Origin of the sequence: Streptomyces sp., assembly GCF_035644915.1 — a bacterium.
GTDB lineage: Bacteria > Actinomycetota > Actinomycetes > Streptomycetales > Streptomycetaceae > Streptomyces.
The window spans coordinates 1-25754 of sequence record NZ_DASQNP010000129.1 but is presented as its reverse complement, the minus strand read 5'-3'; the positions used below and the strand labels follow the sequence as shown (position 1 = coordinate 25754).

Sequence of the window (25754 nt, the reverse complement as noted above, 5' to 3'; positions counted from 1 at the left end):
TCACTGCTCCTTGTGGGAGGCGCGGGAGTCCTGGTCGGGAGAGCCCTGGGGGGCCAGGGCGCGGACCGTGCGGGACGGGCTCGGCCGGCCCAGGCGGTCGGCCATCCACACGCTGGTGGCGGTGAGACGGCCGAGGTCGACCCCGGTGTCGATGCCGAGGCCGTGCAGCATCCACACCAGGTCCTCGGTGGCGAGGTTGCCGGTGGCGCTCTTGGCGTACGGGCAGCCGCCGAGGCCGCCCGCGGAGGAGTCCACGGTGGTGACGCCGTGCCGGAGCGCGGCCAGGGTGTTGGCCAGTGCCTGGCCGTAGGTGTCGTGGAAGTGGACGGCGAGGCGGTCGGTGGGCACCCCCGCCTCGTTCAGGGCGGTCAGCAGGGCGGTGACGTGGCCGGGGGTGGCCACGCCGATGGTGTCGCCCAGGCTCAGCTCGTCGCAGCCGAGGTCGAGCAGGCGGCGGCAGACGCCGACCACCTGCTCCACGGGCACCGGGCCCTCCCACGGATCGCCGAAGCACATCGACAGGTAGCCGCGCACCCCGGCGCCCGCCTCCCTGGCACGGGCGACCACCGGCTCGAACATCGCCAGCGCCTCGTCGACCGTGCGGTTGAGGTTGGCCTTGGCGAAGGACTCGGTGGCGCTGCCGAAGACGGCGATCTCGCGGACGCCGAGGGCCAGCGCCCGCTCCAGGCCGCGCTCGTTCGGTACGAGCACCGGCAGCCGTACGGCCTCCTCCCCCGCGCGGTCGGCGAGGTCGCGGACGGCCGGGAAGAGCTGCTCGGCGTCGGCGAGCTGGGGCACCCACCTGGGGTGGACGAAGCTGGTCGCCTCGATGGTGCGCAGCCCGGCGTCGGCGAGCCGGCGGATGAACTCCGCCTTCACCTCGACGGGGACGATCGCCTGCTCGTTCTGCAGGCCGTCGCGCGCGCCCACCTCGTGGATGCGGACGCGGGCCGGAAGTCCCTCGGCCGGGAAGGCCATGGGCAGTCCTTCGATCATCGCGCGGCCTCCTCGGCCGGTCCGGCGGACTCGGCGGCCCCGGCGGATTCCTTGGGCTCGACGACGGCGAGCACCTGGTCCATGGCGACCGTGCTGCCCGGGGTGACGTCCAGCTCGGTGACGACGCCGTCGTGGGGGGCGGCGATGACGTGCTCCATCTTCATCGCCTCCACCACCAGCAGGCTCTGGCCCGCGGTGACCGTGTCGCCGACGGCCGCCTTGACGACGGTGACCGTGCCGGGCATCGGTGCCGTCAGCGCGTCGGCGCCGTGCGCTCCGGCGCCGCCCCGCAGGGACGCCTCGACCGGGTCGTGGTCGGTGAGGTGCCAGCCGGTGCCGTCCCGGCCGAGCCACCGGCCGTCGGCCGCGGCGGCGTGGGCGAAGGCGTGGGTCATCCCGTCCCACTCCAGCAGCACCCGGCCCGGCCCGTCGGTACGCAGCGCGGCCCTGACCGGCGGGGCGTCCCCGACGCGGACCTCGGCACCGCCCGCCCGGCCCCGCACCCGTACGGCCACCGGCTCGCGGCCCGGCACCTTCAGGTGGTGGACCGTCCAGGCGGGCTCGCCGCCGAGCCGCCAGCCGCTCGGCACGGAGAACGGGTCGGTCCAGCCGGTGGCGGACGCCTCCGGCTCCAGGGCGGTGTGCCGCAGCAGCGCCGCCGCCGCGTACACCTCCTCGGGCACCTCCGACGGCAGCAGCGAGGCCGCGTCCCGGTCGACCAGACCGGTGTCCAGCTCCCCGGAGACCACCGCCGGATGCCCCAGCAGGGCGCGCAGGAAGCCGGTGTTGGTCTCCACGCCCAGCACCGTCGTCTCCGCCAGCGCCGAGCGCAGCCTCCGCAGCGCGGAGGCCCGGTCCGGGCCGTAGGCGATCACCTTGGAGAGCATCGGGTCGTAGACGGTGCCGACCTCGGTGCCCTGGGTGAGCCCGGAGTCCACGCGCACGCCCTCGCCCGACGGCTCGGACAGCAGGTGCACCGTGCCGGCGGAGGGCAGGAAGTCCACCCGGCCGCCCGTGGCCCGCGCGCTCTCGGCGCAGATCCGGGCCTCGACCGCGTGGCCGTCGAGGGTGATGTCGTCCTGGCCGAAGGGCAGGGGCTCGCCCGCGGCCACCCGTAGCTGCCACTCCACCAGATCCAGGCCGGTGATCAGCTCCGTCACCGGGTGCTCGACCTGGAGGCGGGTGTTCATCTCCATGAAGCAGTACGCGGAAGGGTCGCCGCCGGGGACGATGAACTCCACCGTGCCCGCGCCGGTGTAGCCGCAGGAGCGGGCGGCGCGTACGGCGGCCTCGCCCATCGCGGCGCGCGTGGCCGGGTCCAGCAGCGGGCTGGGCGCCTCCTCGATGATCTTCTGGTGGCGGCGCTGGAGGCTGCACTCGCGCTCACCGAGGTGGACGACGGTGCCGTGGCCGTCCGCGAGCACCTGGATCTCGATGTGCCGCGGCCGGTCGATCCACCGCTCGACCAGCAGGGTGTCGTCACCGAAGGCACCGCGGGCCTCGCGCCGCGCGGCGGCGATCTCGTCGGCCAGCAGCGCCTCGTCGCGCACCAGCCGCATGCCCTTGCCGCCGCCGCCCGCCGAGGGCTTGAGCAGCACCGGCATGCCGATCTCCAGGGCGGCGGCGGCCAGTTCGGCGTCGGTCAGCCCGCTGCCGCTGCTGCCGGGCACCACCGGCACCCCGGCGGCCTTCACCGTCTCCTTGGCGCGGATCTTGTCGCCCATCAGCTCGATGGCGTCGGCGGGCGGGCCGACGAAGACCAGCCCCGCGTCGGCCACGGCCCGGGCGAAGGCGGCGTTCTCGGCGAGGAAGCCGTAGCCGGGGTGCACGGCCTGCGCTCCCGTCCGCCCGGCCGCGTCCAGCAGCCGCTCGATCGACAGATAGCTCTCGGCCGCCACCGCCGGACCGATCCGCACCGCGGTGTCGGCCTCCCGTACGTGCCGGGCGTCGGCGTCGGCGTCGCTGAAGACGGCGACCGAGCGCACGCCCAGCCGGCGCAGCGTGCGGATGACGCGGACGGCGATCTCGCCGCGGTTGGCGACCAGCACCGTGTCGAACATGGAACGCATCCCCCTCACATCCGGAAGACGCCGTAACCGGGCGCCGCGGGATCCTTCTCGGGCAGCGGCGCGTTGGCGCACGCCGTCAGCGCCAGGCCGAGCACCGTGCGCGTCTCCAGCGGGTCGATCACACCGTCGTCCCACAGCCGCGCGGTCGCGTAGTAGGCGTTGCCCTGGGTCTCGTACTGCTCGCGGATGGGGGCCTTGAAGGCTTCCTCCTCCTCGGCGCTCCACTCCTCGCCGCGCGCCTCCAACTGGTCGCGCTTGACGGTGGCGAGCACCGAGGCGGCCTGCTCGCCGCCCATCACCGAGATCTTGGCGTTGGGCCACATCCACAGGAAGCGGGGGGAGTAGGCCCGGCCGCACATCGAGTAGTTGCCCGCGCCGTAGGAGCCGCCGATGACCACCGTCAGCTTGGGCACCCGGGTGCAGGCCACGGCCGTCACCATCTTGGCGCCGTGCTTGGCGATGCCGCCCGCCTCGTACTGGCGCCCCACCATGAAGCCCGAGATGTTCTGCAGGAACAGCAGCGGGATGCCGCGCTGGTCGCACAGCTCGATGAAGTGCGCGCCCTTCTGGGCGGACTCGGAGAACAGGATGCCGTTGTTGGCGACGATCCCCACCGGGTGGCCGTGGATGTGCGCGAAGCCGGTGACCAGCGTCTGCCCGAACTCGGCCTTGAACTCCGCGAACCGCGAGCCGTCCACGATCCTCGCGATCACCTCGCGCACGTCGTAGGGGGTGCGCGAGTCCACCGGCACCGCGGCGTACAGCCCGGCCGGATCGACCTTCGGCTCCTCCACCGGCTCCACCGGCCACGGCGGGGTGCCGCGCCGGGGCAGCGTGGAGACGATGTTCCGCACGATCCGCAGGGCGTGGGCGTCGTCCTCGGCGAGGTGGTCGGTCACCCCGGAGGTGCGGGAGTGGACCTCGCCGCCGCCCAGCTCCTCGGCCGTGACGACCTCGCCCGTGGCCGCCTTCACCAGCGGCGGCCCGCCCAGGAAGATCGTGCCCTGGCCGCGCACGATCACGGCCTCGTCGCTCATCGCCGGCACGTACGCCCCGCCCGCCGTGCACGAGCCGAGCACCGCCGCGATCTGCGGGATGCCGGCGCCGGACATCCGCGCCTGGTTGTAGAAGATCCGCCCGAAGTGCTCCCGGTCGGGGAAGACCTCGTCCTGCATCGGCAGGAAGGCGCCGCCCGAATCCACCAGGTACACGCACGGCAGCCGGTTCTCCAGGGCCACCTCCTGGGCGCGCAGGTGCTTCTTGACCGTCATCGGGTAGTACGTGCCGCCCTTGACCGTGGCGTCGTTGGCGACGACCACCACCTCGCGCCCCGCCACCCGGCCGATCCCGGCGATCACGCCCGCGGCCGGCGCCTGCCCGTCGTACATCCCGTCCGCGGCGAGCGGCGCCAGCTCCAGGAAGGGCGAACCCGGATCCAGCAGGGTGTCCACGCGGTCGCGCGGCAACAGCTTGCCGCGCGCGGTGTGCCGCGCCCGTGCCCGCTCGCCGCCGCCCAGCCGCGCCGCGGCGAGCTTCTCCCGCAGCCGCGCGGCCAGCTCGCGGTGCGCGGCCTCGTTCGCCCGGGCGGCCTCGGACGTCGGGTCGACTGCGCTGACCAGCGGCGGTGCCTGCTGCATGCCCTCGTGCCCCCTTGCTCGGTTAGTGAGCGTTAACCTGCCCATCAGGTTAACGCCCACTAACGTGGCTGTCTACAATTTCCTCCATGACCACCAGGACCGACGCCCCCACCCGCCGCGAGCAGATCCTCGGCGAGGCCGCCCGTCTGTTCGCCGAGCGCGGCTTCCACGGTGTCGGGGTGGACGAGATAGGCGCGGCGGTCGGCATCAGCGGCCCCGGGCTCTACCGCCACTTCGCGGGCAAGGACGCGATGCTCGCGGAGCTGCTGGTCGGCATCAGCGAGCGGCTGTACACGGGCGGGCGCAGGTGCCTGGCGGAGTCCGCCGAGGCCGGGCTCGCGCCGGGGGCCACCCTGGACGCGCTCATCGGCCGCCACATCGACTTCGCGCTCGACGACCGCGCCCTGATCACCCTCCACGACCGCGAGCTGGACCGGCTGCGCGACAGCGACCGCAAGCTGGTGCGGCAGCTCCAGCGCCAGTACGTGGAGCTGTGGGTCGAGGTGGTCCGCGAGGTCCATCCGGTCCTGCCGGAGAAGGAGGCCCGCGCCTCGGTGCACGCCGTCTTCGGCCTCCTCAACTCCACGCCCCACCTGAGCCGCCCCTCGGCCCTCCCGGACCGCGACACGACGGCCGCCCTCCTCCACCGGCTGGCCCGCGGCGCCTTCGCCGCCGCCGCGAACGGTGTCGCGGACGGTGGCGCGAACGGTGTCGCCGTGGACGGCGCGGCCCCGGCGGACGCCGCCGCGGGCGCGTGACGCCGCGCGGGCGCGCACCCCGGCCCGGACGTCAGCGGCACCCCTGGACAGCCGGACGGCCCTTGGATAGCTTGCGCTGAGCAAGCGCTTAGTTGCCCGGCCCCAGGAGGCGAGACGTGCGTCGGACGGTGTTCAACGAGGACCACGAGGCGTTCCGCGAGACCATCCGCGACTTCATCGCCGCCGAGGTCGTCCCCCACTACGACGAGTGGGAGAAGCAGGGGTACGTCCCCCGCAGCCTCTACCGGAAGCTCGGGGAGCTGGGCGTCTTCGGGATCGAGGTGCCCGAGGAGTACGGCGGCGCCGGTGAGACCAGCTTCAAGTACCACGCCGTCATATCGGAGGAGTGCGCCCGCGCCGGCGTCAGCTTCGGCGGCTCCGGCGTCCACACGGCGCTGTGCCTGCCCTACCTGCTGAAGTACGCCACCGAGGAGCAGAAGCGCCGCTGGCTGCCGCCCTTCGTCACCGGCGAGATGATGACCGCCATCGCCATGACCGAGCCCGGCACCGGCTCAGACCTGGCCGGGATGAGGACCACCGCGAAGCTGTCGGAGGACGGCACGCACTACGTCCTCAACGGCGCCAAGACCTTCATCACCGGCGGCGTGCAGGCCGACCGCGTCCTGGTCTGCTGCCGCACCGCCCCGCCCTCCCCCGAGGACCGGCGCGCGGGCATCTCCATCCTGGTGGTGGACGCCAGGAGCGAGGGCTACACCGTCGGCCGCTCCCTGGACAAGCTGGGCCTGAAGTCCTCCGACACCGCCGAGCTGTCCTTCACCGACGTCAAGGTCCCCGTGGAGGACCTGCTCGGCGAGGAGGGCGAGGCGTTCTCCTACCTCACCCACAACCTCCCGCAGGAGCGCCTGGGCATCGCGATAGGCGCCTACGCCCAGGCCGCGGCCGCCGTCCGCTTCGCCCACGAGTACGTCAGGGGCCGCACGGTCTTCGGCAAGCCCGTCGCCTCCTTCCAGAACACCAAGTTCGTGCTCGCCGACTGCAAGGCCGACGTGGACGCCATGCAGGCGGTGGTGGACCGGGCGCTGGAGGCCCTGGACGCCGGGGAGCTGACGCCCGCCGACGCCGCCTCCGCCAAGCTGTTCACCACCGAGCTGGCGGCGCGGGTCATCGACAAGTGCCTCCAGCTCCACGGCGGTTACGGCTACATGCGGGAGTACCCGATCTCCCGCCTCTACGCCGACACCCGCGTCACCCGCATCTACGGCGGCACCAGCGAGGTCATGCGGTCCATCATCGCCAAGTCCATGGGCCTGTGAGGCAGGGGTCCGGACCCGGCCCCGGGCCGGGTCCGGACCCCTGCCTACCGGCCCCGGTCCAACTCCCCGAACAGCACCAGCCACTGGCCCGGCGTCACCAGCCCCACCGGCGAGGCCCGGTCCAGCCCCGCCTCCCGGCAGGCCGCCCGCACCGCCCGCCCGCCGTACCGCCGCGTCAGCGTGGCGGCCAGCGAGCCCCCGAGGCCGGTGAAGCCGTACGAGACGAACTCCCGGTAGGCGGCGAGCCGGTGACGGGGCAGCAGCGGGGCGCGGCGGCGTGCGATCCGCAGCACGCCCGAGTCGGTGCGCGGCACCGGCACGAAGCTCCCGCGCCCGACCCGGCCGCCCAGCCGCCAGTCGTACTCCGGCCAGGTGCGCACCGTCAGCAGCGGCCAGCGGCCGTAGTCCCCGGTGTGCTTGCGGGCGTACTCCCACTGGGTGAGCAGCGTCGCCGAGGTCAGCGCGGGAGCCTCCAGGCACCACCGCACGATGGCGGAGGTGCGGGAGTACGGGATGTTGCCCACCACGGCGAACGGCTCGTGCGGCGGCCTGGCCCGCAGGAAGTCGCCCCGGACGGCGCGGACGCCCGGACGTCCGGCGAAACGGCGCGCGAGGTGGGCGGCCAGGCGGGGGTCGATCTCGTAGGCCACCACCGCGCGGCAGGTCCGGGCCAGGACGGCGGTGACCGGCCCCTCCCCGGCGCCGGGCTCGACGACCAGGTCACCGGGCCCGACCCCGGAGAAGCGCACGAGGCGGCGGATGGCGGCGGTGTCGTACAGGAAGTTCTGGGAGAGGGTGATGCGGCGGCGTGCCACGGGCTCGAGTCCTCTGCTGGAGGACAGGCCGGAGCCCGTGCCGGCGGAACGCGGCGGCGCGCGGGCGCGGAGGGCCGGGGCCTGTCCGGGTCTACGGGGACACCGGGGCCCTGGGCACGCACGGGATCGGGAACGCGGGAGGTACGGCGCGGAAAGGACGCGGAAAGGACGACGCCGGGTGTACGGCGTGAGGGTGTGCCGCGGTACCTCCCGGTCCGGTGGACCGGGAGACGGCGCGCACGCCCGCTCACCGCGCACGCACACGGCGGGCGCGGAAGGGCGTACGGGCGTCAGAGGCTCGACGAGTCCCGGCGGGCCAGGGCCGGACGCCGAGCACGCGGGCGGCGGGTCATCGACGGACACCAGCCGGTGCGCCGCGCGCCGGCGTACGCCCCGTCGGTGACCGCCGCACAGGCTGCGGAACACATGCCGCCGACGCTAGGGGCCGCCCGTGCCGCCGGGCAACCGGATTTGTGCCGCACCGGCCGGAGGGGGCGGTGCGGCGGCCGCGCCGGGGGAGCGGGAGCCGCGCCCGCCCTACGCGGGCACCAGGCCCGCCGCGTCCAGCAGGTAGGCCGTCAGGGGCTCGTAGTAGCGGGGGTCGACCACGTGGTCGTCCAGGGGGACGGTGACGGCGAGGGTGCCCTCCGCCTCGCCGATGAAGAGCGCCGGGTCGTTGCAGTCGGCGAAACCGACGGTGAGGATGCCGCGCTGCGCCGCGCAGCCCGCCCAGCCGTGGTCGGCGAAGACCAGGTCCGGCAGGGGCTCGCCCTCCCGCTCCAGGGCGTCCAGGATCGCGGTCATCGGCTCGGGGGAGTGGGTGTGCCACAGCGTCGCCCCGCGCTCGTGCATCGCGATGTCCGCGAGCTGCACCACCACGCCCTGGTCCGCGATCAGCCCCAGCGGCACCCGCACGATCTCGCACCCGGCCAGGCGCAGCGCGTTCGCCACCCGGCTGTGCAGGTCGATCAGCGCTCCCGGATGGCCGGTGGCGAACAGCACCCGGTGCCCGGCGTCCGCCGCCTTGCGCAGTTGCGCCGCGGCCCGGTCCAGGGCGGCGACGGTCAGCTCCGGGTCGATGGTGTCCTGGCCCCGGCGGTGCCGGGGGTCGTCGATGACGCCGCAGCGCTCGGCCATCACCGCCAGCACGTCCTGCTCGTCGGTCCACCTCTCGCCCAGCTCCAGCCCCAGCCAGTAGTGCCGGTCCCCGTTGGCGAGTCTGCGGTAGTGGTCCAGGTTGTTCTCGCGCGGAGTGGCGACGTCTCCCGCGATACGGGTGCGCACGAGGTGGTCGATCAGCTCGGAGCGGGTGGGGGCGGGAGTTATCGGCATGGGGGCATTGTCTCCCGGGCACGCCCGGGAGGGCGATCGGCTCGGGCCGCGTCGTCGCCGCGGTGTTCTGTACGGGGCGTACAAAAGGCCCCGGCGGGCTGTGGGTTCCGTCCATGTGGCCCCGCCCCGCCCGCCCCTACCCTCGACCGCATGAGCACCGACCAGCAGCCCCGTGGCCCCGTCGACTCCTCCCGCGTGCCGCGCTTCGCGGGCCCGGCGACCTTCGCCCGGCTGCCGCGCCTGGACGAGGTGGGCGGCCGCACCGACATCGCCGTCGTCGGGGTGCCCTTCGACTCCGGCGTCTCCTACCGGCCCGGCGCCCGCTTCGGCGGCAACGCCATCCGCGAGGCGTCCCGCCTGCTGCGCCCCTACAACCCGGCGCAGGACGCCTCGCCCTTCGCGCTCGCCCAGGTGGCCGACGCGGGCGACATCGCGGCGAACCCCTTCAACATCAACGAGGCGGTCGAGACGATCGAGGCGGCGGCCGGGGACCTGCTGGAGACCGGCGCCCGCCTGATGACCCTCGGCGGCGACCACACCATCGCCCTGCCCCTGCTGCGCGCGGTGGCCCGGAAGCACGGCCCCGTGGCCCTGCTCCACTTCGACGCCCACCTGGACACCTGGGACACCTACTTCGGCGCCGAGTACACCCACGGCACGCCCTTCCGCCGCGCGGTGGAGGAGGGCATCCTCGACACCTCCGCGCTCTCCCACGTCGGCACGCGCGGCCCGCTGTACGGGAAGAAGGACCTGGACGACGACGCCAAGATGGGCTTCGGCATCGTCACCTCCGCCGACGTGATGCGGCGCGGCGTGGACGAGGTGGTGGACCAGCTCCGGCAGCGCATCGGCGACCGCCCGCTGTACGTCTCCATCGACATCGACGTCCTGGACCCGGCCCACGCCCCGGGCACCGGCACCCCCGAGGCGGGCGGCCTCACCTCGCGGGAGCTGCTGGAGATCCTGCGCGGCCTGGCCGACTGCCGGCTGGTCTCCGCGGACGTGGTGGAGGTGGCCCCGGCGTACGACCACGCCGAGATCACCTCGGTGGCCGCCTCCCACACCGCGTACGAGCTGACGACGATCATGGCGCGCCAGATCGCCGCGGACCGGGCGTGAGGCCCCCGCGCGGGAGGCGGTCCGCGGTCACTCGGTGACGAGGTCCTCCGGCGCCGACCGCGCCAGGGCGGCGAGGGTGCGAAGGGCGCGGTCGAGGACCTCGGGCGGCGGCGAGGCCAGGCCGAGGCGCACCGCGCCCGGGGCGCGGGAGTCGCCGACGGCGAACGCCGCCGCGGGGGTGACCGCGATGCCGTGCCGGGCCGCGGCGGCCGTGAACGTGTCCGCCCGCCACGGGCGCGGCAGCTCCCACCAGCAGGAGTAGGAGTGCGGGCCGCCGCGCACGGCGAAGCCGTCCAGATGGCGGGCGGCGATCTCCTGGCGGGCGGCGGCATCGCGCCGCTTGGCCGCGACGACGGCGCGCACGGTGCCGTCGGCCAGCCAGCGGGCCGCCGCGTCCAGGGCGAACCCCGCGGGTCCCCAGCCGCCCGAGCGCAGCGCGGCGGCGACGGCGGGCACCAGGGGGCGCGGAACGACGGCGAACCCCACCGTCAGGCCGGGGGCCAGCCGCTTGGAGAGGCTGTCGACGAGGACGGTCCGCTCGGGGGCCAGGGCGGCCAGCGGCGGCAGGTCCTCGCGCAGGAAGGCCCAGACGGTGTCCTCGATCGCGGGCACCCCCAACGCGCCGAGGACGTCCGCCAGTTCCGCCCTCCGCCCCTCCGGCATCACCAGGCCCAGCGGGTTGTGCAGGGTCGGCTGGAGGTAGACGGCCCGCAGCGGCGCGGTGCGGTGGGCGGCGGCGACGGCCTCCGGGACCAGGCCCGCCTCGTCCACGGCCAGCGGGACGACCGTCACGCCCAGCCGGGCCGCGACGGCCTTGACCACCGGATAGGTCAGCTCCTCGACGCCCAGCCGCCCGCCCGCCGGGACCAGGGCGGCGATCGCGGCCGCGATCGCCTGGCGGCCGTTGCCGGCGAACAGCACCCGGTCCGCGTCCGGCCGCCAGCCGCCGCGGGAGAGCAGCGCGGCCGCGGCCTCCCGCGCGGCGGCCGTACCCGCGGCGCCGACGGGCCGCAGGGCGGACTCCAGGACGTCCGGGCGCAGCAGCGGGCCGAGCCCCGCGGTCAGGAGCGCGGCCTGCCCGGGAACCACCGGGTGGTTGAGCCCCAGGTCGACCGGCCGGCCCGCCGGCTCGGCCAGCGCCGGGTCCGGCGCCGGGGCGGACGCCCGGACGAAGGTGCCCCGGCCGACCTCGCCGACCGTCAGGCCGCGGCGGCCCAGTTCCCGGTAGACGCGGGCGGCCGTGGAGGCGGCGATGCCGTGCCGCCCGGCGAACTCCCGCTGCGGCGGCAGCCGGTCACCCGGCTTCAGCCGCCCCGCGGTGATGTCGGCCGCCACCGTATCGGCGACCTTCCGGTAGTCGTCCACCCGTCCCGCCTCCCCTGGCCGGCGCCCGGGGTCCCGGAGCGCAGCGGTGCGCCGAAGTCAAACACGAAATTGCACCGAGTGCAATTATCAATATTGCACTCGCTTATGACGAAGTATTACTCTGTGGCGATCGGCGGCCCGGACCGCCGGAGTCGGGGGAGGGGCCTGCCGGGTCATGCTTCCGCCGGGTAATTCGGGAAATCCAGGAAACCCGGGAAATCCATGGAATCCGGCGCGGAACCCAGTACGGGATTCGGCGTGGACCGCGCCACGGGATTCGGCATGGAATTCGGGGAGTTCGAGGAGGGGGAACGACCGGTGGCCGTCCTCCTCGTGCGCCGTCTGCGGATTCGTGCCCGCGGGTGCGGACCGGTGGAGAATTCCCGAACTGCTCCGGGAGAGCGCGGCGCGGTGGTACGGAATCCTCGCCGGGCACCACGACCGGCTCGCCTGCGCGGAAGGCTCGCCGTGAGCGGCTGGTCGCCCCTGGAGCACGGCTGCCGCGTGCGCGACATGTGCCTCCTCTTCCGGCACCGGCCGCCGGGGGCGCCGGAGCGCGCGGCGCACCGCGGGCCGGACGGGCCGGGGTCGCCGCCCCACCGGGAGGAGCCGCGGCGCGTCGCGCCGGAGGCGGTCGGCGCCGCCGGTGCGCCGGCCGCGGAACTCGGCCGCCCGACGGACGCCGAACGGGGCGGCGGGAACGCCGGATTCCCCGCGGCGGGGCCCACGGTCGGACTCTCCGCCCGTTCTCTCGTCCACGACATCGTTCACAACCTGTCCGTCGTGCTGAATTCCTCCGGGAACGCGGCGGCGCACCGGAGGGGCGGAATCAGTCCGTGATCGGAACGAGCGCCGTGCTCGGCGTCGCGGTGGTGTCCCTGGGAATGGTCCTCACTCCCGGGCCCAACATGATCTACCTGGTGTCGAGGAGCATCACCCAGGGACGGCGCGCCGGGATCACGTCCCTGGGCGGGGTCGCGCTCGGCTTCGCGGTCTACCTGGTGGCCGCGAACCTGGGCCTGTCGGTGGTGTTCCTGGCCGTTCCCGGGCTGTACACGGCCGTCAGGCTGGCCGGTGCCGCGTATCTGGCGTGGCTCGCCTGGCAGGCGCTCAGGCCCGGCGGCACGTCCGTGTTCGCCCCGCGGGAGGTCCCGCACGACTCGCCCCGCAGGCTCTTCGCCATGGGGCTGATGACGAACCTGCTCAATCCCAAGATCGCCGTCATGTACCTCTCGCTCATCCCCCAGTTCGTCGACCTGCGGGCGGGACACGTCCTTTTGCAGGGACTCGTGCTCGGCGCGGTCCAGATCGCCGTCAGCGTGGCGGTCAACCTGGCCATCGTCCTGGCCGCCGGCGCGATCGCGGGCTTCCTCGCCCGCCGCCCCTCCTGGCTCCGCGTCCAGCGGTACGCCATGGGGTCCGTCCTGGGGGCCCTGGCCGTCGCACTGGCCGTCGACAACGCGCGGCCCGCTTCGACGGCCTGAGGGCCGGGGCCGGGCGGCGGACGGCCGGCGCGGAGAAGTTGCGGGAGCAACCGGTTGCCGGGGCGGGGGAGGAGGCGGTGCGCTCCCGCGGTCGCTCCGGCGGGCCCGTACCGGATGGATTTCGGCCGTCTTTGGTACGGGACGTATCGGACCGTGCGCGGTACGTGTCCGCATGCGCCCGGGGTGACGGTCGCAACGTCGCTGATGGTCAGGGGGTGAGTCCCACTGCCCCGGGAGTGCCGGGACGTCACGCGAAGCCACTCATTTAACACGCAACGTTACTGAAAATGATCGATCGAGGTGCATTCGGCGGCAGTTCTCGACAGACTCGCGTTCGCTATCCGTTACACCCAACGGAAGGACGCCTCATGCGGAACGCGGTGAAGTGCACCCTGGCGGGCGGCGGCCTGCTGGTGGCGGGCGCCCTCGGTCCGCTGTGCGGGGCGGCGCTCGCCGCCCCGCAGGCCACGGCGCCGTCGGCGCTGGTGCTCACCGAGGCGCCGGAGCGCACGGTCACGCTCGTCTGCCACGCCGGCGCGCCGGACGCCCGTTCCGCGCCGGAACTGGTATGCGTCACGGTGGACGGCGGCGGGGCGACGGCCTGTCCGGTGCCCGGCGGCCCGGTGCCCCGCATGCCGGTGGTCGTCACCGCCGGGAGCGGCGCGGAGGGCGTCTGCGCGGAGCCCTCCGGGGGACCCGGGAGCGGGGAGGCGCCCGGCTTCTGAACCTTCCGGGATCCCGGGACCGGCCTCCCCCGGGATCCCGTACGACGGCCGGTGCGCCGTGCACGCCGGAACAGGCGGCGCGAACGACACCGGCGGGTCCCGCGGTCCCTCCTCGCCGCGGGACGGGCCGAACGAGCGGACGGACGGCGAGTCGGTCCTGTGGGGGGTACCGGCACACCGCCGCCCGTCACCGCCGCGGCCCGCACAGGGGCGCGGCCCGGAGAGAATGCCTGGCTCCCCGGGCCGCGCCCCCTCTGCTTCGCACCCCTTCCGGCCCCCCGCCCCGCGCCCCTCCCGCCCTCCGGGCCACCGCCGCGAACGGACGGTTCCCCGCGGCCGGGCGCAGCCGGAACGCCCGCTCCCACTTCCGTGTCGCCGGGATGAAACGCGCACCCGCGCGCGTTGGATCACTGCGGCGATGTGAACGCGGTGTGACAGACGGTCACGCACGGCGACTTGCGGTCAGCGGGAGGTAACCACGTGGCGGGCACCGAGGCGGCGGAGAGCGGGAAGGCCGGGGACGCACGGCAGCCGGGATGGGCGCGGCGGCTGACCGCGTACTGCTGGCGGTACCGCCGCAACGTGCTGCTGGCCCTGGGCGCCTCGCTCACCGGAATGACCGTGATGGCCCTCGTCCCCCTCGTCGTCAAGGTGGTCATCGACGACGTCGTCGTCGGCGGGGGCGACGGCCTCGGGCTGTGGATCGGGCTGCTGGTCGCCGCCGCGGTGGCGGTGTACGCGCTGACGTACGTGCGCCGCTTCTACGGAGGCAGACTGGCGCTCGACGTCCAGCACGACCTGCGCACCGAGATGTACGGCTCCCTGACCCGCCTCGACGGGCGCCGCCAGGACGAGCTGTCCACCGGGCAGGTCGTCGGGCGGGCCACCAGCGATCTCCAGCTCATCCAGGGCCTGCTGTTCATGGTGCCGATGATGATCGGCAACGTCCTGCTCTTCGCCGTCTCGCTGGTGGTGATGGTCACCCTCTCCCCGCTGCTGACGCTGGTGGCGCTGGCCGTGGCGCCCGCCCTGTGGTTCATCGCCCAGCGCAGCCGCGACCGGCTCTTCCCCGCCACCTGGTACGCCCAGAGCCAGGCCGGAGTGGTGGCCGGGGTGGTGGACGGGGCCGTCACCGGCGTACGGGTGGTCAAGGGGTTCGGGCAGGAGGAGCAGGAGACCGGCAAGCTGCGCGCGGCCGGCCGCGAACTGTTCGCCGCGCGGCTGCGGACGGTGCGGCTCAACGCCCGCTACACCCCCGCCCTCCAGGCCGTCCCCGCGCTCGGCCAGGTGGCGATGCTCGCCTTCGGCGGCTGGATGGCCACCCGCGGCCAGATCACCCTGGGCACCTTCGTCGCCTTCTCCACCTACCTCGCCCAGCTCGTCGGGCCGGTGCGGATGCTGACCATGATGCTGACGGTGGGCCAGCAGGCGCGGGCGGGCGTCGAACGCGTCCTGGAGCTGATCGACACCGAACCGGAGATCCGCGAGAGCGAGGACGCCCGCGAGCTGCCCGCCGACGCGCCGGCCACCGTCGAGTTCGACCGCGTGGGCTTCTCCTACGACACCCGGCCCGGGGCGCGGCCGGTGCTGGAGGACTTCTCCCTGCGCATCGAACCGGGCGAGACCGTCGCCGTCGTCGGCACCTCCGGCAGCGGCAAGTCCACCGTCTCGCTGCTGCTGCCGCGCTTCTACGACGTCACCTCCGGCGCGGTCCGGATCGGGGGCCACGACGTGCGCGACCTGACCTTCGACTCGCTGCGCGCGGCCATCGGCCTGGTCCCGGAGAACAGCTTCCTGTTCTCCGACACCGTCCGCGCCAACATCGCCTACGGCCACCCCGACGCCACCGACGAGCAGATCCGGGCGGCGGCGCGCGCCGCCCAGGCCGACGGCTTCATCTCCGAGCTGCCGGACGGCTACGACACCCCCGTGGGCGAGCAGGGCCTGACCCTATCCGGCGGCCAGCGGCAGCGCATCGCCCTGGCCCGCGCCATCCTCACCGACCCCCGGCTGCTCGTCCTGGACGACGCCACCTCCGCCGTGGACGCCCGCGTCGAGCACGAGATCCACGAGGCGCTGCGCGGGGTGATGGCCGGCCGCACCACCCTGCTGATCGCCCACCGCCGCTCCACCCTCTCCCTCGCCGACCGCATCGCCGTCCTCGACGGCGGGCGGCTGGTGGACGTCGGCACGGACGCCGAGCTCCAGGAGCGCTGCGAGCTGTACCGGCGGCTGCTCAGCGACCCCGACGAGCTGGGGGACGTCGAGCGCGACCCGGCCGGACTGGCCGCCCGGGCCGCCTCGGACGGCGACGGCACCGGCCGCACCGACGGCACCGGCCCGGCCGACGGCACCGGCCCGGCCGACGGCGCCGACGGACGGGTCGACGGCATCACCCCCGAGCTGTGGATCCGCGAGGGGGACCCGGAGGACACCGCCGGCACGGGCCCCGGCTCGCCCCCGCCCGCCACCGGCGGCGGCCCCGGCTTCGCGGGCGCCCTCGCCGGAAGCCCGGCCACTCCGGAACTGCTCGCCAAGGTGGCCGCCCTGCCGCCCGCCACCGACACCCCCGACGTCGACGAGGAGCGCGCCGCCGCCCCCGAGTCCGCCTACGGGCTGCGCCACCTGCTGCGCGGCTTCCGCGCGCCGCTGCTGGTGAGCCTGCTGCTGGTCGTCGTCGACGCCGTTGCCGGGCTGCTGCTGCCCGTCCTGGTCCGGCACGGCATCGACGAGGGCGTCCAGCGGGCGGCGCTCGGCGCGGTCTGGGTCGCCTCCGGGCTCGCCCTGCTGGTCGTGCTCGTCCAGTGGGCCGCGCAGATCGGCGAGACCCGTGCCATCGGCCGCACCGGCGAGCGGATCCTCTACACCCTCCGCGTCAAGATCTTCGCCCACCTCCAGCGCCTCGGGCTCGACTACTACGAGCGCGAGCTGACCGGGAGGATCATGACCCGGATGACCACCGACGTCGACGCGATGACGACCTTCCTGCAGACCGGCCTGGTCCAGGCGATCGTCGCGGTGCTGACCTTCTTCGGCATCATGGTCGCCCTCGTCGTCATCGACGCCGGGCTGGCGCTGGTGGTCCTGGCGACCCTGCCGCCGCTGGTCGTCGGCACGATCGTCTTCCGCCGCAAGAGCCTGAAGGCGTACGAGCTGGCGCGCGAGCGCGTGAGCGGCGTCAACGCCGGCCTCCAGGAGGGCGTCGCGGGCCTGCGGATCGTGCAGGCGTTCCGCCGCGAGCGCCGGGACGCCCAGCGCTTCGCCGAGCGCAGCGACGGCTACCGGCAGGCGCGCGTCCACGGCCAGTGGCTGATCTCGGTCTACTTCCCCTTCATCCAGTTCCTCGCCTCCCTGGCCACCGCCGCCGTCCTGGTCGTCGGCGCGCACCGGGTGGGCGCCGGCACGCTGACGGCGGGCGCGCTGGTGGCGTACCTGCTCTACATCGAGCTGTTCTTCGCCCCCGTGCAGCAGCTCTCGCAGGTCTTCGACGGCTACCAGCAGGCCGTCGTCTCGCTCGGCCGCGTCCAGGAGCTGCTGCGCGAGCCGACGACGACGCCGGCGCCGCGGCGGCCCCGCGCGGTGGGGAGGCTGCGCGGTGAGATCACCTTCGAGGACGTGCACTTCCGCTACGGGAGCGCGGGGGGCGCCGGGGACGGGGAGGAGGCGCTGTCCGGCATCGACCTGACGATCCCCGCCGGGCAGACGGTCGCCTTCGTCGGCGAGACGGGCGCGGGCAAGTCCACGCTGGTCAAGCTGGTGGCCCGGTTCTACGACCCGACCTCGGGCACCGTCCGCGTGGACGGGGTGGACCTGCGCGAACTCGACCTGCCCGGCTACCGGCACCGGCTCGGGGTGGTGCCGCAGGAGCCGTACCTCTTCCCGGGCACCGTGCGCGACGCCATCGCCTACGGCCGCCCCGACGCCTCGGACGCCGAGGTGGAGGCCGCGGCGCGGGCGGTCGGCGCGCACGACATGATCGCCACCCTCTCCGGCGGCTACCTCCACCCGGTGGCCGAACGCGGCCGCAACCTCTCGGCCGGGCAGCGGCAGTTGATCGCCCTGGCCCGCGCCGAACTGGTGCGGCCCGACATCCTGCTGCTGGACGAGGCCACCGCCGCGCTCGACCTGGCGACGGAGGCGCTGGTCAACCAGGCCACCGACCGTCTGGCGGGCCGCCGCACCACCCTGGTCGTCGCCCACCGCCTGACCACGGCCGCCCGCGCCGACCGGGTGATCGTCCTGGACCACGGCCGGGTGGTGGAGGACGGCACCCACGCGGAACTGCTGGCGCGCGACGGGCGGTACGCGGAACTGTGGCGCACCTACGCGGGGGAGGCGGAGCCCGCGGCGGCGTGAGGGCGTCCCGCCGTGCCCGCGCGGCCCCGCCCGGGCACGGCGGTCAGGGGCGGCAGAGCGCCGCCAGGTACTCGTCCACCGTCTGCACCTGCCCGCCCGCCAGCGGCTCCTCGCCGTCCCGCCAGTGGATCGCGGCGATCTCCTCGGTGGGCGCGAACGGCGCCGCCTCGTCCGCCTCGGCGGTGTACAGGGCGCCGTACAGCACCCGCCGCTCGGGGCCGAGCGCGGTCCGGGCGAAGCCGGCGAACCGCAGCCGCTCCGGCGCCACCGTCTGGCCGGTCTCCTCCCACAGCTCCCGTACGGCCGCCTGACGGGGCGTCTCCCCGGGCTCGATGCCGCCGCCCGGCAGCTCCCAGCAGTCGCGTCCGCGCACCCGCACCATCAGCAGCCGCCCCCGGTGCCACAGGGCCACCAGGACGTAGCCCACGCGCGCGTCGTCGAAGAGGGCGTCCTCCGGCTCCCGGTGGAAGCCCAGCAGTTCCATCCCCAGCGGCCCGCGGGCCAGCGGGACCGGTCCGTCGGTCGTGGCATCGGTCGTGGTGTCGGTCATGGGCGGAGCGTACGCGCGAAACCGCTCGCGGCACGCGGCAACCGGTCACCACCGTGCGGTGGACGACCGGATCCGGTCCCAAGGAGGTCGTGCGGCGCGGCCACGACACCGTCCCGGCGCACCACCGCGCCGACGACGGCGAGGGCCGGTACGGGCCCTGGCCGGCGGACCCGCGCGAGCGGCTCCCCGCCGGCGGCTCCGTGCCCGGCCTCGGCTGCGGCCGGGCGGGGCGCCGGTGGCGCGTCCGCCGAGCACGGCCGGCCACGCCGTCACCGGAGTGGACCGCGGGAGGTGCAGATCGAGCGGGCCCGTCGCCTGGTGCCGGGTGCCGCCTTCGTGTGCGCCGACGCCACCGAAGTCGGCTTCCCCGCGGCCTCGTTCGACGCGGCCGCCTGCTTCCACGCCCCCATCCACGTCCCCCTCGACGAGCAGCCGCCGCTGCTGGGGCGCGTCGCGTCCGCGCAGCGGCCCGGCGGGGTGCTGCTCGCCACCGTCGGCCACACGGCGTGGACCGGTGGCGACGGGAACCGGCCGGGCGGTGGGCCGCGATGTGGTGGAGCACGAGGAGTCCGTCCCCGGAGGGCGACGGCGGACACGCGCTGTTCCGGGCCCGTCGGCCCCGGGACAGGCACCGGGGGCGGCGGACGCGACGCGGGGTCTGGCGGCGCCGTGCCGCGCCGGATAGGTTCGCGGCGTTCGAGGACAAGCCCAGGGGAGGGCACACATGCGCAAGGCGCTCAGAGCGCTGCTGACCCTGCTGGTGCTCATCGGCACCGTCAGCGCCGGCGGCGCGTCGGCGGGGGCCGCCACCGCGGCCGGGGCCGACGGAGCCGACAGACCCGGCGGAGTCGGCGGAGCCGACATCAAGGCCGACATCAAGGACCGCATCCTCGCGATACCGGGCATGAGCCTCATCGAGGAGAAGCCGGTCGAGGGCTACCGCTTCTTCGTGCTGAACTACCGTCAGCCGGTCGACCACCACAGGCCCTGGAAGGGCACCTTCCAGCAGCGCCTGACGGTGCTGCACAAGGACGAGGACCGGCCCACCGTCTTCCACACCTCCGGCTACGGGCTGAACACCAACCCGGCGCGCAGCGAGCCGACGCGGATCACGGACGGCAACCAGGTCTCCATGGAGTACCGGTTCTTCACCCCCTCGCGGCCCCAGCCCGCCGACTGGTCCACGCTCGACATCTGGCAGGCGGCCAGCGACCAGCACCGCATCTTCCGCGCCCTGCACCGGATCTACGACGAGGAGTGGATCTCCACCGGCGGCAGCAAGGGCGGGATGACGGCCACCTACTACCGCCGCTTCTACCCGCACGACATGGACGGCACGGTCGCCTACGTCGCGCCCAACGACGTGAACAACGAGGAGGACTCGGCCTACGACGAGTTCTTCGCCACCGTCTCCACCAAGGAGTGCCGCGACCGGCTGAACGCCGTGCAGCGCGAGGTCTTCGTGCGCCGCGACGAGATCGTGGCCCGCTACGAGGCGTGGGCCGAGCAGGAGGGCCACACCTTCGAGGTGGTCGGCAGCGCCGACAAGGCGTTCGAGAACGTCGCCCTGGACCTGGTGTGGGCCTGGTGGCAGTACGGCTCGGAGGCCGACTGCGGCGAGGTGCCCCCGGCGACCGCGAGCACCGACGAGCTGTACGCCTTCGTCGACGAGGTGTCGGGCTTCTCCTTCTACACCGACCAGGGCCTGGAGTACTACACGCCGTACTTCTACCAGGCGGGCACCCAGCTCGGCTCGCCGCAGTTCGCCACCCCGCACCTGGACGGACTGCTGCGCTACCCGGGCATCTACGACCCGCGCTCCTACGTGCCGCGCGACATCCCGATGAGCTTCGACAGGAAGGCCATGCGGGACATCGACAGGTGGGTGCGCACGGACGCCGAGCGGATGCTGTTCGTCTACGGCGAGAACGACCCGTGGGGGGCGGAGCCCTTCCGCCTGGGCCGCGGCAGCGAGGACTCCCACGTCTTCACCGCGCCCGGCGCCAACCACGGCGCGAACATCGCCGGCCTCAAGGAGGACGACCGGGCCGTCGCCACCGCCGCCCTCCTTGAGTGGGCGGGCCTGGACGCCGAGGTGCCGGCGGCGCGGAAGGCGGCGCCGCTCGCGCCGTACGACGCGAAGCTCGACCGGGCGGAGCAGGCCGACCGGCGGATGCTGCGCCCCTAGGGCGCCCGACCGCCCCGACGACGGTGGGCGCGACCGGACCTCCGGTCGCGCCCACCGGTGCGTCCGGGGGCGCGTTCGGCGGCGCGCCCGCCGGGGGAACCGGCCCAGGGAGCCGGTCGAGGGCGTCAGTCGGCGCGCGGCGGCGCGGTGGAGGCGCGGGCCATCAGCTCGGTGCGGACGGTCGCCACGCCGCCGGGGGGCGCCGGCTCGCGGCCCAGCGCCAGCCGTCCGGCACGGGCGCCCGCCTCGTGGAGCGGGATGCGGACGGTGGTCAGGGCGGGGGCGGCGTCCGCGCTGAACGGCAGGTCGTCGAAGCCCGCCACGGACACGTCCTCGGGGATGCGCAGGCCCCGGTCGCGCAGGGCGGCGCAGACGCCGAGGGCGACGGTGTCGTTGGCGGCCAGGACGGCCGTCAGGTCCGGTTCGCGGCGCAGCAGCTCCAGGGCGCCGTCGTAGCCGGAGGAGCGGTCGTAGGCGCCGTGCACGGTGAGGCGCCCGGCGTCGGCCAGGAGTGCCGGGTCGTGGTCGGCCAGCGCCGCCCGGTGGCCCTCCAGGCGGTGCCGGGTGGTGGTGCGCTCGACCGGGCCCGCCACGTAGCCGATGCGGCGGTGGCCGAGGGCCAGGAGGTGCTCGGTCAGCCGGCGGGCGCCGCCGCGGTTGTCGAAGGCCACGGTGACCGGCGCCGCCGCGCGCTTCCCGTCCTCCTCGCCCTTCCCGCCGTCCGCCTCGCGCTTCCCGTTCCCCTCGTCCGCCCCGCCGTCCGCCTCCGGCAGCGGCGGCCTGCCGCACAGCACGACCCGGGTGCCGGCCTCGGCCAGCCGGCGCAGCCGGGCGGCCAGCGCCGAGGTGTGCTCCTCGTCCTCGACCGCGCTGCCGGTGAGGACCACGGCGGCGGCGCGCTGGCGCTGGAGGAGCGTGAGGTAGGTCAGCTCGCGCTCGGGGGAGCCGCCGGTGTTGCACACGACCGCCAGCTTCCGGCCCGCCTTCTCCGGTTCCATCTCCGACTGGACGGCGCTTGCCATGATGCCGAAGAAGGGGTCGGCGATGTCGTTGACGAGGACGCCGACGAGGTCCGAGGTCGCGGCGGCCAGCGCGCTGGCCGGTCCGTTGACGACGTACTCCAGCTCCTCCACCGCGCGCAGCACCCGGCTCCGGGTGGCTCCCGCCACCGGATAGTTGCCGCTGAGTACGCGCGAGACGGTGGCCGCCGAGACCCCGGCCCGGGCCGCCACATCCGCCAGCGTCACTGCCATTCAGTCCTCCGGTGCGGGTGTTGTCTGCGGGTCTTGTCCTGGGTGCTGTGGGCAGGCTAGCTTGCTCAGGGATAGAAAGCGCTTTCTAGGGCGAGAGGGAACCGCTCATGACACGCAGGGTCGTACGGATCGCCATGAACGGCGTCACCGGCCGGATGGGGTACCGCCAGCATCTGGTCCGCTCCATCCTCGCCATCCGCGAGCAGGGCGGACTGGACCTCGGCGACGGTGACGTGCTGTGGCCCGAGCCCGTCCTCGTCGGCCGCCGTGAGCACGCCCTGAAGGCCATCGCCGAGCGGCACGGACTCGACCCGGCGGCCGTGAGCTGCGACCTCGACGCCGTCCTGGCCGACGACTCCGTCGAGATCTACTTCGACGCCCAGGTCACCTCCGCCCGGGAGGCCGCCGTCCGCAAGGCCGTCGCGGCGGGCAAGCACGTCTACACCGAGAAGCCCACCGCCACCGGCCTCGACGGCGCCCTCGCCCTGGCCCGGCTCGCCCGCGACGCGGGGATCAAGCACGGCGTCGTGCAGGACAAGCTCTTCCTGCCGGGCCTGCGCAAGCTCAAGCGCCTGATCGACGGCGGTTTCTTCGGCCGGATCCTGTCGGTGCGCGGCGAGTTCGGCTACTGGGTCTTCGAGGGCGACTGGCAGCAGGCCCAGCGGCCCTCGTGGAACTACCGGGCCGAGGACGGCGGCGGCATCGTGGTGGACATGTTCCCGCACTGGGAGTACGTGCTGCACGGGCTGTTCGGCCCGGTGCGCACCGTCCAGGCCGTCACCGCCACCCACATCCCGCAGCGCTGGGACGAGCGGGGCAAGCCCTACGAGGCCACCGCGGACGACGCCGCGTACGGCATCTTCCAGCTCGACGGCGGCATCGTCGCCCAGATCAACTCCTCCTGGGCCGTGCGCGTCCACCGCGACGAGCTGGTGGAGTTCCAGGTCGACGGCACCGAGGGCTCGGCCGTCGCCGGGCTGCGCACCTGCCGCGTCCAGCACCGCTCGGTCACCCCCAGGCCGGTGTGGAACCCGGACCTGCCCGTCACCGAGTCCTACCGCGCCCAGTGGCAGGAGGTGCCGGACAACAACGAGGAGGGCGAGGAGTTCCCCAACGGCTTCAGGGCCCAGTGGGAGCTGTTCCTGCGCCACGTGGTGCGGGACGAGCCGTACGCCTGGGACCTGCTGGCCGGCGCCCGCGGCGTCCAGCTCGCCGAACTGGGCCTGGCCTCGGCCGCCGAGGGCCGCCGCCTGGACGTACCGGAGCTGAGCCTGTGATCCGCCTGCCCGACGCCTCCGGCGCCTTGCGCGTCCACACCCCCCGCACCGAGCCCTCGGTGCCCGCCGCCGGGGGCCCGCCGCCGGTCTCCCGCACGGTGTTCGCCGCCGCCCACGTCGTCGCCGACCCCTTCGCCGACCCTTCCCCTGGCCACGCCGGGGAGGCCCCTACCCCCGGCCACGCCGGGGGTGCCCCCGCGCCCGGCGGCCCGGCCGCCCTGGACTGGGACGCCACGCTCGCCTTCCGCCGCCACCTGTGGTCCCACGGGCTCGGCGTCGCCGAGGCCATGGACACCGCCCAGCGCGGCATGGGCCTGGACTGGACCACCGCCGCCGAACTGATCCGCCGCTCGGCCGCCGAGGCCGCCGCCTGCGGGGGCCGCATCGCCTGCGGCGTCGGCACCGACCAGCTCACCGGGCCCGCCGGCTCCCTGGCGGAGATCCGCGCCGCCTACGAGGAGCAGCTCGCCGTGGTGGAGGAGGCCGGTGCCCAGGCGATCGTGATGGCCTCCCGCGCCCTGGCCGCCCTCGCCCGCGGACCCGAGGACTACCTGGAGGTCTACGGCCGGCTGCTGCGCCAGGCGTCCGAACCGGTGATCCTCCACTGGCTCGGCCCGATGTTCGACCCGGCGCTGGCCGGCTACTGGGGCAGCGAGGACCTGGACACCGCCACCGAGACCCTCCTCGCCGTCATCGCCGAGCACCCCGACCGGGTCGACGGCGTCAAGGTCTCGCTGCTGGACGCGCGCCGCGAGGCCGAGCTGCGCCGCCGCCTCCCCGACGGGGTGCGCTGCTACACCGGCGACGACTTCCACTACCCCGAGCTGATCGCGGGCGAGGAGCCCGCCGCCGGAGGACGCTTCAGCCACGCCCTGCTGGGCATCTTCGATCCGCTGGGCCCGCTGGCCGCCGAGGCCGTACGGGTGCTGGACACCGGCGACCGGGCGGGCTTCCGCGCCCTGCTGGACCCCACCGTCGAGCTGTCCCGCCACCTGTTCCGGGCGCCCACCCGCTACTACAAGACCGGCGTGGTCCTCCTGGCCTGGCTGGCCGGGCACCAGGAGCACTTCGCCATGGTCGGCGGGCTGCAGTCCGCGCGCTCGCTGCCCCACCTGGCGCGGGCGTACGAGCTGGCCGACTCGCTCGGGCTGTTCCCCGACCCGGGGCTGGCCGAGTCCCGGATGCGGCACCTCCTGGCGGTGTACGGGGTGACGGCGTGAGCGCCCCGGCGGACACCGGCGGCGGGCTCGCCCGCTTCTCCATCAACCAGGAGACCGTCAGGCAGCTCTCCCTGCCCGACCTGGCCGCCGCGTGCACCGAGCTGGGCATCGGCGGCGTCGGCCTGTGGCGGGACCCCGTCCGGGCGTACGGCGTGGCGGCCACGGCACGCCTGGTGCGGGACGCGGGGCTGACGGTCACCAGCCTCTGCCGCGGCGGCTTCCTCACCGCCACCGACCCGGCCGAGCGGACCAGGGCGCTCGACGACAACCGGGCGGCGGTGGACGAGGCGGCCGGGGTCGGCACCGACACCCTGGTCCTGGTCTCCGGCGGCCTCCCGCCCGGCGACCGCGACCTGTCCGGCGCCCGCGAGCGGATCGCCGACGCGCTGGCCGAGCTGGCCCCGTACGCCGCCGAGCGCGGGGTGCGGCTGGCCATCGAGCCGCTGCACCCGATGTTCGCCTCGGACCGCTGCGTGGTCTCCACCCTCGGCCAGGCCCTCGACCTGGCCGAACGCTTCCCGGCCGACCAGGTCGGCGTGGTCGTGGACACCTACCACGTCTGGTGGGACGACCGGGCGCCCGCCCAGGTCGCCCGGGCGGGCGGGGACGGCCGCATCGCCGCCTTCCAGCTCGCGGACTGGTGCACCCCGCTCCCGGCGGGCGTCCTGCTGGGCCGCGGCCTGCCCGGGGACGGCTCGGTCGACTTCCGCGTGTGGCGGAACCTGGTGGAGGCGGCCGGCTACCGGGGCTGGACCGAGGTGGAGATCTTCAACGAGGAGCTGTGGGCCCGCGACGGCCGCGAAGCCCTGGCGGAGACGGTGGAGCGCTACCGCGCCCACGTGCTGTGAGGGGCGCGTCCCGAAAGGACCCCGGCGCGGTGAGCCCTGTCGCGCCGCTCACCGCGCCGGTCCGCCGCCGTCGCCGCCCGGACGCCGGGCGGCGACGGCGGTCTCACCGCTCGCCGCGGTCCTGCTCGGCCGCCTCCTCGTCCGCGCGGCCGCCCTCGGCCTGGGACGGCGTCCGGGGTTCGCCGCCGGTCCCCGCGGCCCGCTCGGCGGCGTGCCGCTCACTCAGCCCGCGGGACTGGTCGACGCCCTCGTCGTCGTCCCGCTCGCCCTCGGCCTGGGAGGGCGTCCACCCGCTCATGCGCCTCCTCCTTCGCTGCTCTGGTCCGCTCGGGGACACCGGTCGAAGCTCTTGCCGGGTACCCAGACCCGCGCCGAATCCACCCGGCGTCCACCTGGCCGCACGGCCGCCGGAGAACCCGTGAAAAAAATTACGTCCCGCCGTGCAACCCTTCCGGAGCGTCGTGGGTCATAGCTGGTGTCGGCCGCAC

Annotated in this window: 19 protein-coding genes and 1 pseudogene; 11 read left to right on the top strand and 9 right to left on the bottom strand. The window is 74.8% G+C overall.

The annotated features are described in order from the left end of the window. Genes VE546_RS14740 through VE546_RS14730 form a run of 3 tightly spaced genes read right to left on the bottom strand, consistent with a single transcriptional unit; the run spans position 1 to position 4702 of the window. Entirely contained in the window at positions 1 to 996 is a 996-nt protein-coding gene (locus tag VE546_RS14740) for a hydroxymethylglutaryl-CoA lyase (protein ID WP_324922385.1), read from the bottom strand. Continuing rightward, on the bottom strand, positions 993 to 3056 hold the full coding sequence (locus VE546_RS14735; RefSeq protein ID WP_324922384.1) for an acetyl/propionyl/methylcrotonyl-CoA carboxylase subunit alpha: 2064 nt from the start codon (positions 3054 to 3056) through the stop codon (positions 993 to 995). The genes VE546_RS14740 and VE546_RS14735 overlap by 4 nt, the downstream gene beginning before the upstream one ends. Positions 3057 to 3070: 14 nt before the next feature. Further along, positions 3071 to 4702, bottom strand: a complete 1632-nt coding sequence (locus tag VE546_RS14730) for a carboxyl transferase domain-containing protein (protein ID WP_324922383.1) — start codon at positions 4700 to 4702, stop codon at positions 3071 to 3073. A gap of 86 nt (positions 4703 to 4788) precedes the next feature. On the opposite strand from VE546_RS14730, the gene VE546_RS14725 reads away from it, so the two are divergent. Together VE546_RS14725 and VE546_RS14720 are read left to right on the top strand one after the other, a co-directional pair. After that, the gene (locus VE546_RS14725; protein ID WP_324922381.1) at positions 4789 to 5460 is read left to right on the top strand and encodes a TetR/AcrR family transcriptional regulator; all 672 of its coding nucleotides are present in this window, start codon (positions 4789 to 4791) and stop codon (positions 5458 to 5460) included. A gap of 116 nt (positions 5461 to 5576) precedes the next feature. Beyond that, positions 5577 to 6734 carry an acyl-CoA dehydrogenase family protein gene (locus tag VE546_RS14720; protein WP_324922380.1) on the top strand — a complete coding sequence of 386 codons (1158 nt, stop codon included), beginning with the start codon at positions 5577 to 5579 and terminating at the stop codon, positions 6732 to 6734. 44 nt (positions 6735 to 6778) lie between these two features. On the opposite strand, the gene erm is transcribed toward VE546_RS14720, so the two are convergent. Together erm and VE546_RS14710 are read right to left on the bottom strand one after the other, a co-directional pair. Next, positions 6779 to 7576, bottom strand: coding sequence for an ErmE/ErmH/ErmO/ErmR family 23S rRNA (adenine(2058)-N(6))-methyltransferase (erm, locus tag VE546_RS14715; protein WP_414720487.1), 798 nt, complete (start codon positions 7574 to 7576; stop codon positions 6779 to 6781). 510 nt (positions 7577 to 8086) lie between these two features. Further along, the gene (locus VE546_RS14710; RefSeq protein WP_324922377.1) at positions 8087 to 8881 is read right to left on the bottom strand and encodes a phosphatase; all 795 of its coding nucleotides are present in this window, start codon (positions 8879 to 8881) and stop codon (positions 8087 to 8089) included. 150 nt (positions 8882 to 9031) lie between these two features. Here VE546_RS14710 and speB point away from each other — a divergent pair, with 150 nt between their 5' ends. After that, entirely contained in the window at positions 9032 to 10000 is a 969-nt protein-coding gene (speB, locus tag VE546_RS14705; protein ID WP_324922376.1) for an agmatinase, read from the top strand. A gap of 27 nt (positions 10001 to 10027) precedes the next feature. Here the strand turns inward: speB and VE546_RS14700 are convergent, their stop codons facing one another. Next, the gene (locus tag VE546_RS14700; RefSeq protein WP_324922375.1) at positions 10028 to 11365 is read right to left on the bottom strand and encodes a PLP-dependent aminotransferase family protein; all 1338 of its coding nucleotides are present in this window, start codon (positions 11363 to 11365) and stop codon (positions 10028 to 10030) included. A gap of 884 nt (positions 11366 to 12249) precedes the next feature. Here VE546_RS14700 and VE546_RS14695 point away from each other — a divergent pair. From VE546_RS14695 to VE546_RS14685, 3 genes are all read left to right on the top strand, one after another. Next, positions 12250 to 12849, top strand: a complete 600-nt coding sequence (locus tag VE546_RS14695; protein WP_414720486.1) for a LysE family translocator — start codon at positions 12250 to 12252, stop codon at positions 12847 to 12849. Positions 12850 to 13217: 368 nt separating this feature from the next. After that, positions 13218 to 13574 (top strand): hypothetical protein, encoded by a 357-nt coding sequence (locus VE546_RS14690; RefSeq protein ID WP_324922372.1) that lies wholly within the window; start codon positions 13218 to 13220, stop codon positions 13572 to 13574. Positions 13575 to 14054: 480 nt separating this feature from the next. Beyond that, the gene (locus tag VE546_RS14685; RefSeq protein ID WP_324922370.1) at positions 14055 to 17930 is read left to right on the top strand and encodes an ABC transporter ATP-binding protein; all 3876 of its coding nucleotides are present in this window, start codon (positions 14055 to 14057) and stop codon (positions 17928 to 17930) included. A 43-nt stretch (positions 17931 to 17973) separates the two neighbouring features. Here VE546_RS14685 and VE546_RS14680 read toward each other — a convergent pair whose 3' ends face one another. Further along, a complete protein-coding gene (locus tag VE546_RS14680; protein ID WP_324922368.1) occupies positions 17974 to 18480 on the bottom strand; it encodes an NUDIX domain-containing protein in 507 nt (168 codons plus the stop codon). On the opposite strand from VE546_RS14680, the pseudogene VE546_RS14675 reads away from it, so the two are divergent. Both VE546_RS14675 and VE546_RS14670 read left to right on the top strand, forming a co-directional pair. Beyond that, positions 18394 to 18906, top strand: a pseudogene (locus VE546_RS14675) (class I SAM-dependent methyltransferase); the annotation flags it as partial. The gene VE546_RS14680 and the pseudogene VE546_RS14675 overlap by 87 nt on opposite strands. Positions 18907 to 19204: 298 nt before the next feature. Next, positions 19205 to 20668, top strand: coding sequence for a S28 family serine protease (locus VE546_RS14670; protein ID WP_324922366.1), 1464 nt, complete (start codon positions 19205 to 19207; stop codon positions 20666 to 20668). Positions 20669 to 20793: 125 nt separating this feature from the next. Here VE546_RS14670 and VE546_RS14665 read toward each other — a convergent pair whose 3' ends face one another. Beyond that, positions 20794 to 21921: a LacI family DNA-binding transcriptional regulator gene (locus VE546_RS14665; RefSeq protein ID WP_324922364.1), complete on the bottom strand. Its 1128-nt coding sequence runs from the start codon at positions 21919 to 21921 to the stop codon at positions 20794 to 20796. A 107-nt stretch (positions 21922 to 22028) separates the two neighbouring features. On the opposite strand from VE546_RS14665, the gene VE546_RS14660 reads away from it, so the two are divergent. The 3 genes from VE546_RS14660 to VE546_RS14650 are packed head-to-tail and all read left to right on the top strand — an operon-like array spanning position 22029 to position 25266. Then, positions 22029 to 23198 carry a Gfo/Idh/MocA family oxidoreductase gene (locus tag VE546_RS14660; protein WP_324922362.1) on the top strand — a complete coding sequence of 390 codons (1170 nt, stop codon included), beginning with the start codon at positions 22029 to 22031 and terminating at the stop codon, positions 23196 to 23198. After that, entirely contained in the window at positions 23195 to 24418 is a 1224-nt protein-coding gene (locus tag VE546_RS14655; protein WP_324922360.1) for a dihydrodipicolinate synthase family protein, read from the top strand. Before VE546_RS14660 ends, VE546_RS14655 begins: the two co-directional genes overlap by 4 nt. Then, positions 24415 to 25266: a sugar phosphate isomerase/epimerase family protein gene (locus tag VE546_RS14650; RefSeq protein ID WP_324922358.1), complete on the top strand. Its 852-nt coding sequence runs from the start codon at positions 24415 to 24417 to the stop codon at positions 25264 to 25266. Before VE546_RS14655 ends, VE546_RS14650 begins: the two co-directional genes overlap by 4 nt. Positions 25267 to 25369: 103 nt before the next feature. Here the strand turns inward: VE546_RS14650 and VE546_RS14645 are convergent, their stop codons facing one another. Next, positions 25370 to 25564, bottom strand: coding sequence for a hypothetical protein (locus VE546_RS14645; RefSeq protein WP_324922356.1), 195 nt, complete (start codon positions 25562 to 25564; stop codon positions 25370 to 25372). Positions 25565 to 25754 lie beyond the last annotated feature (190 nt).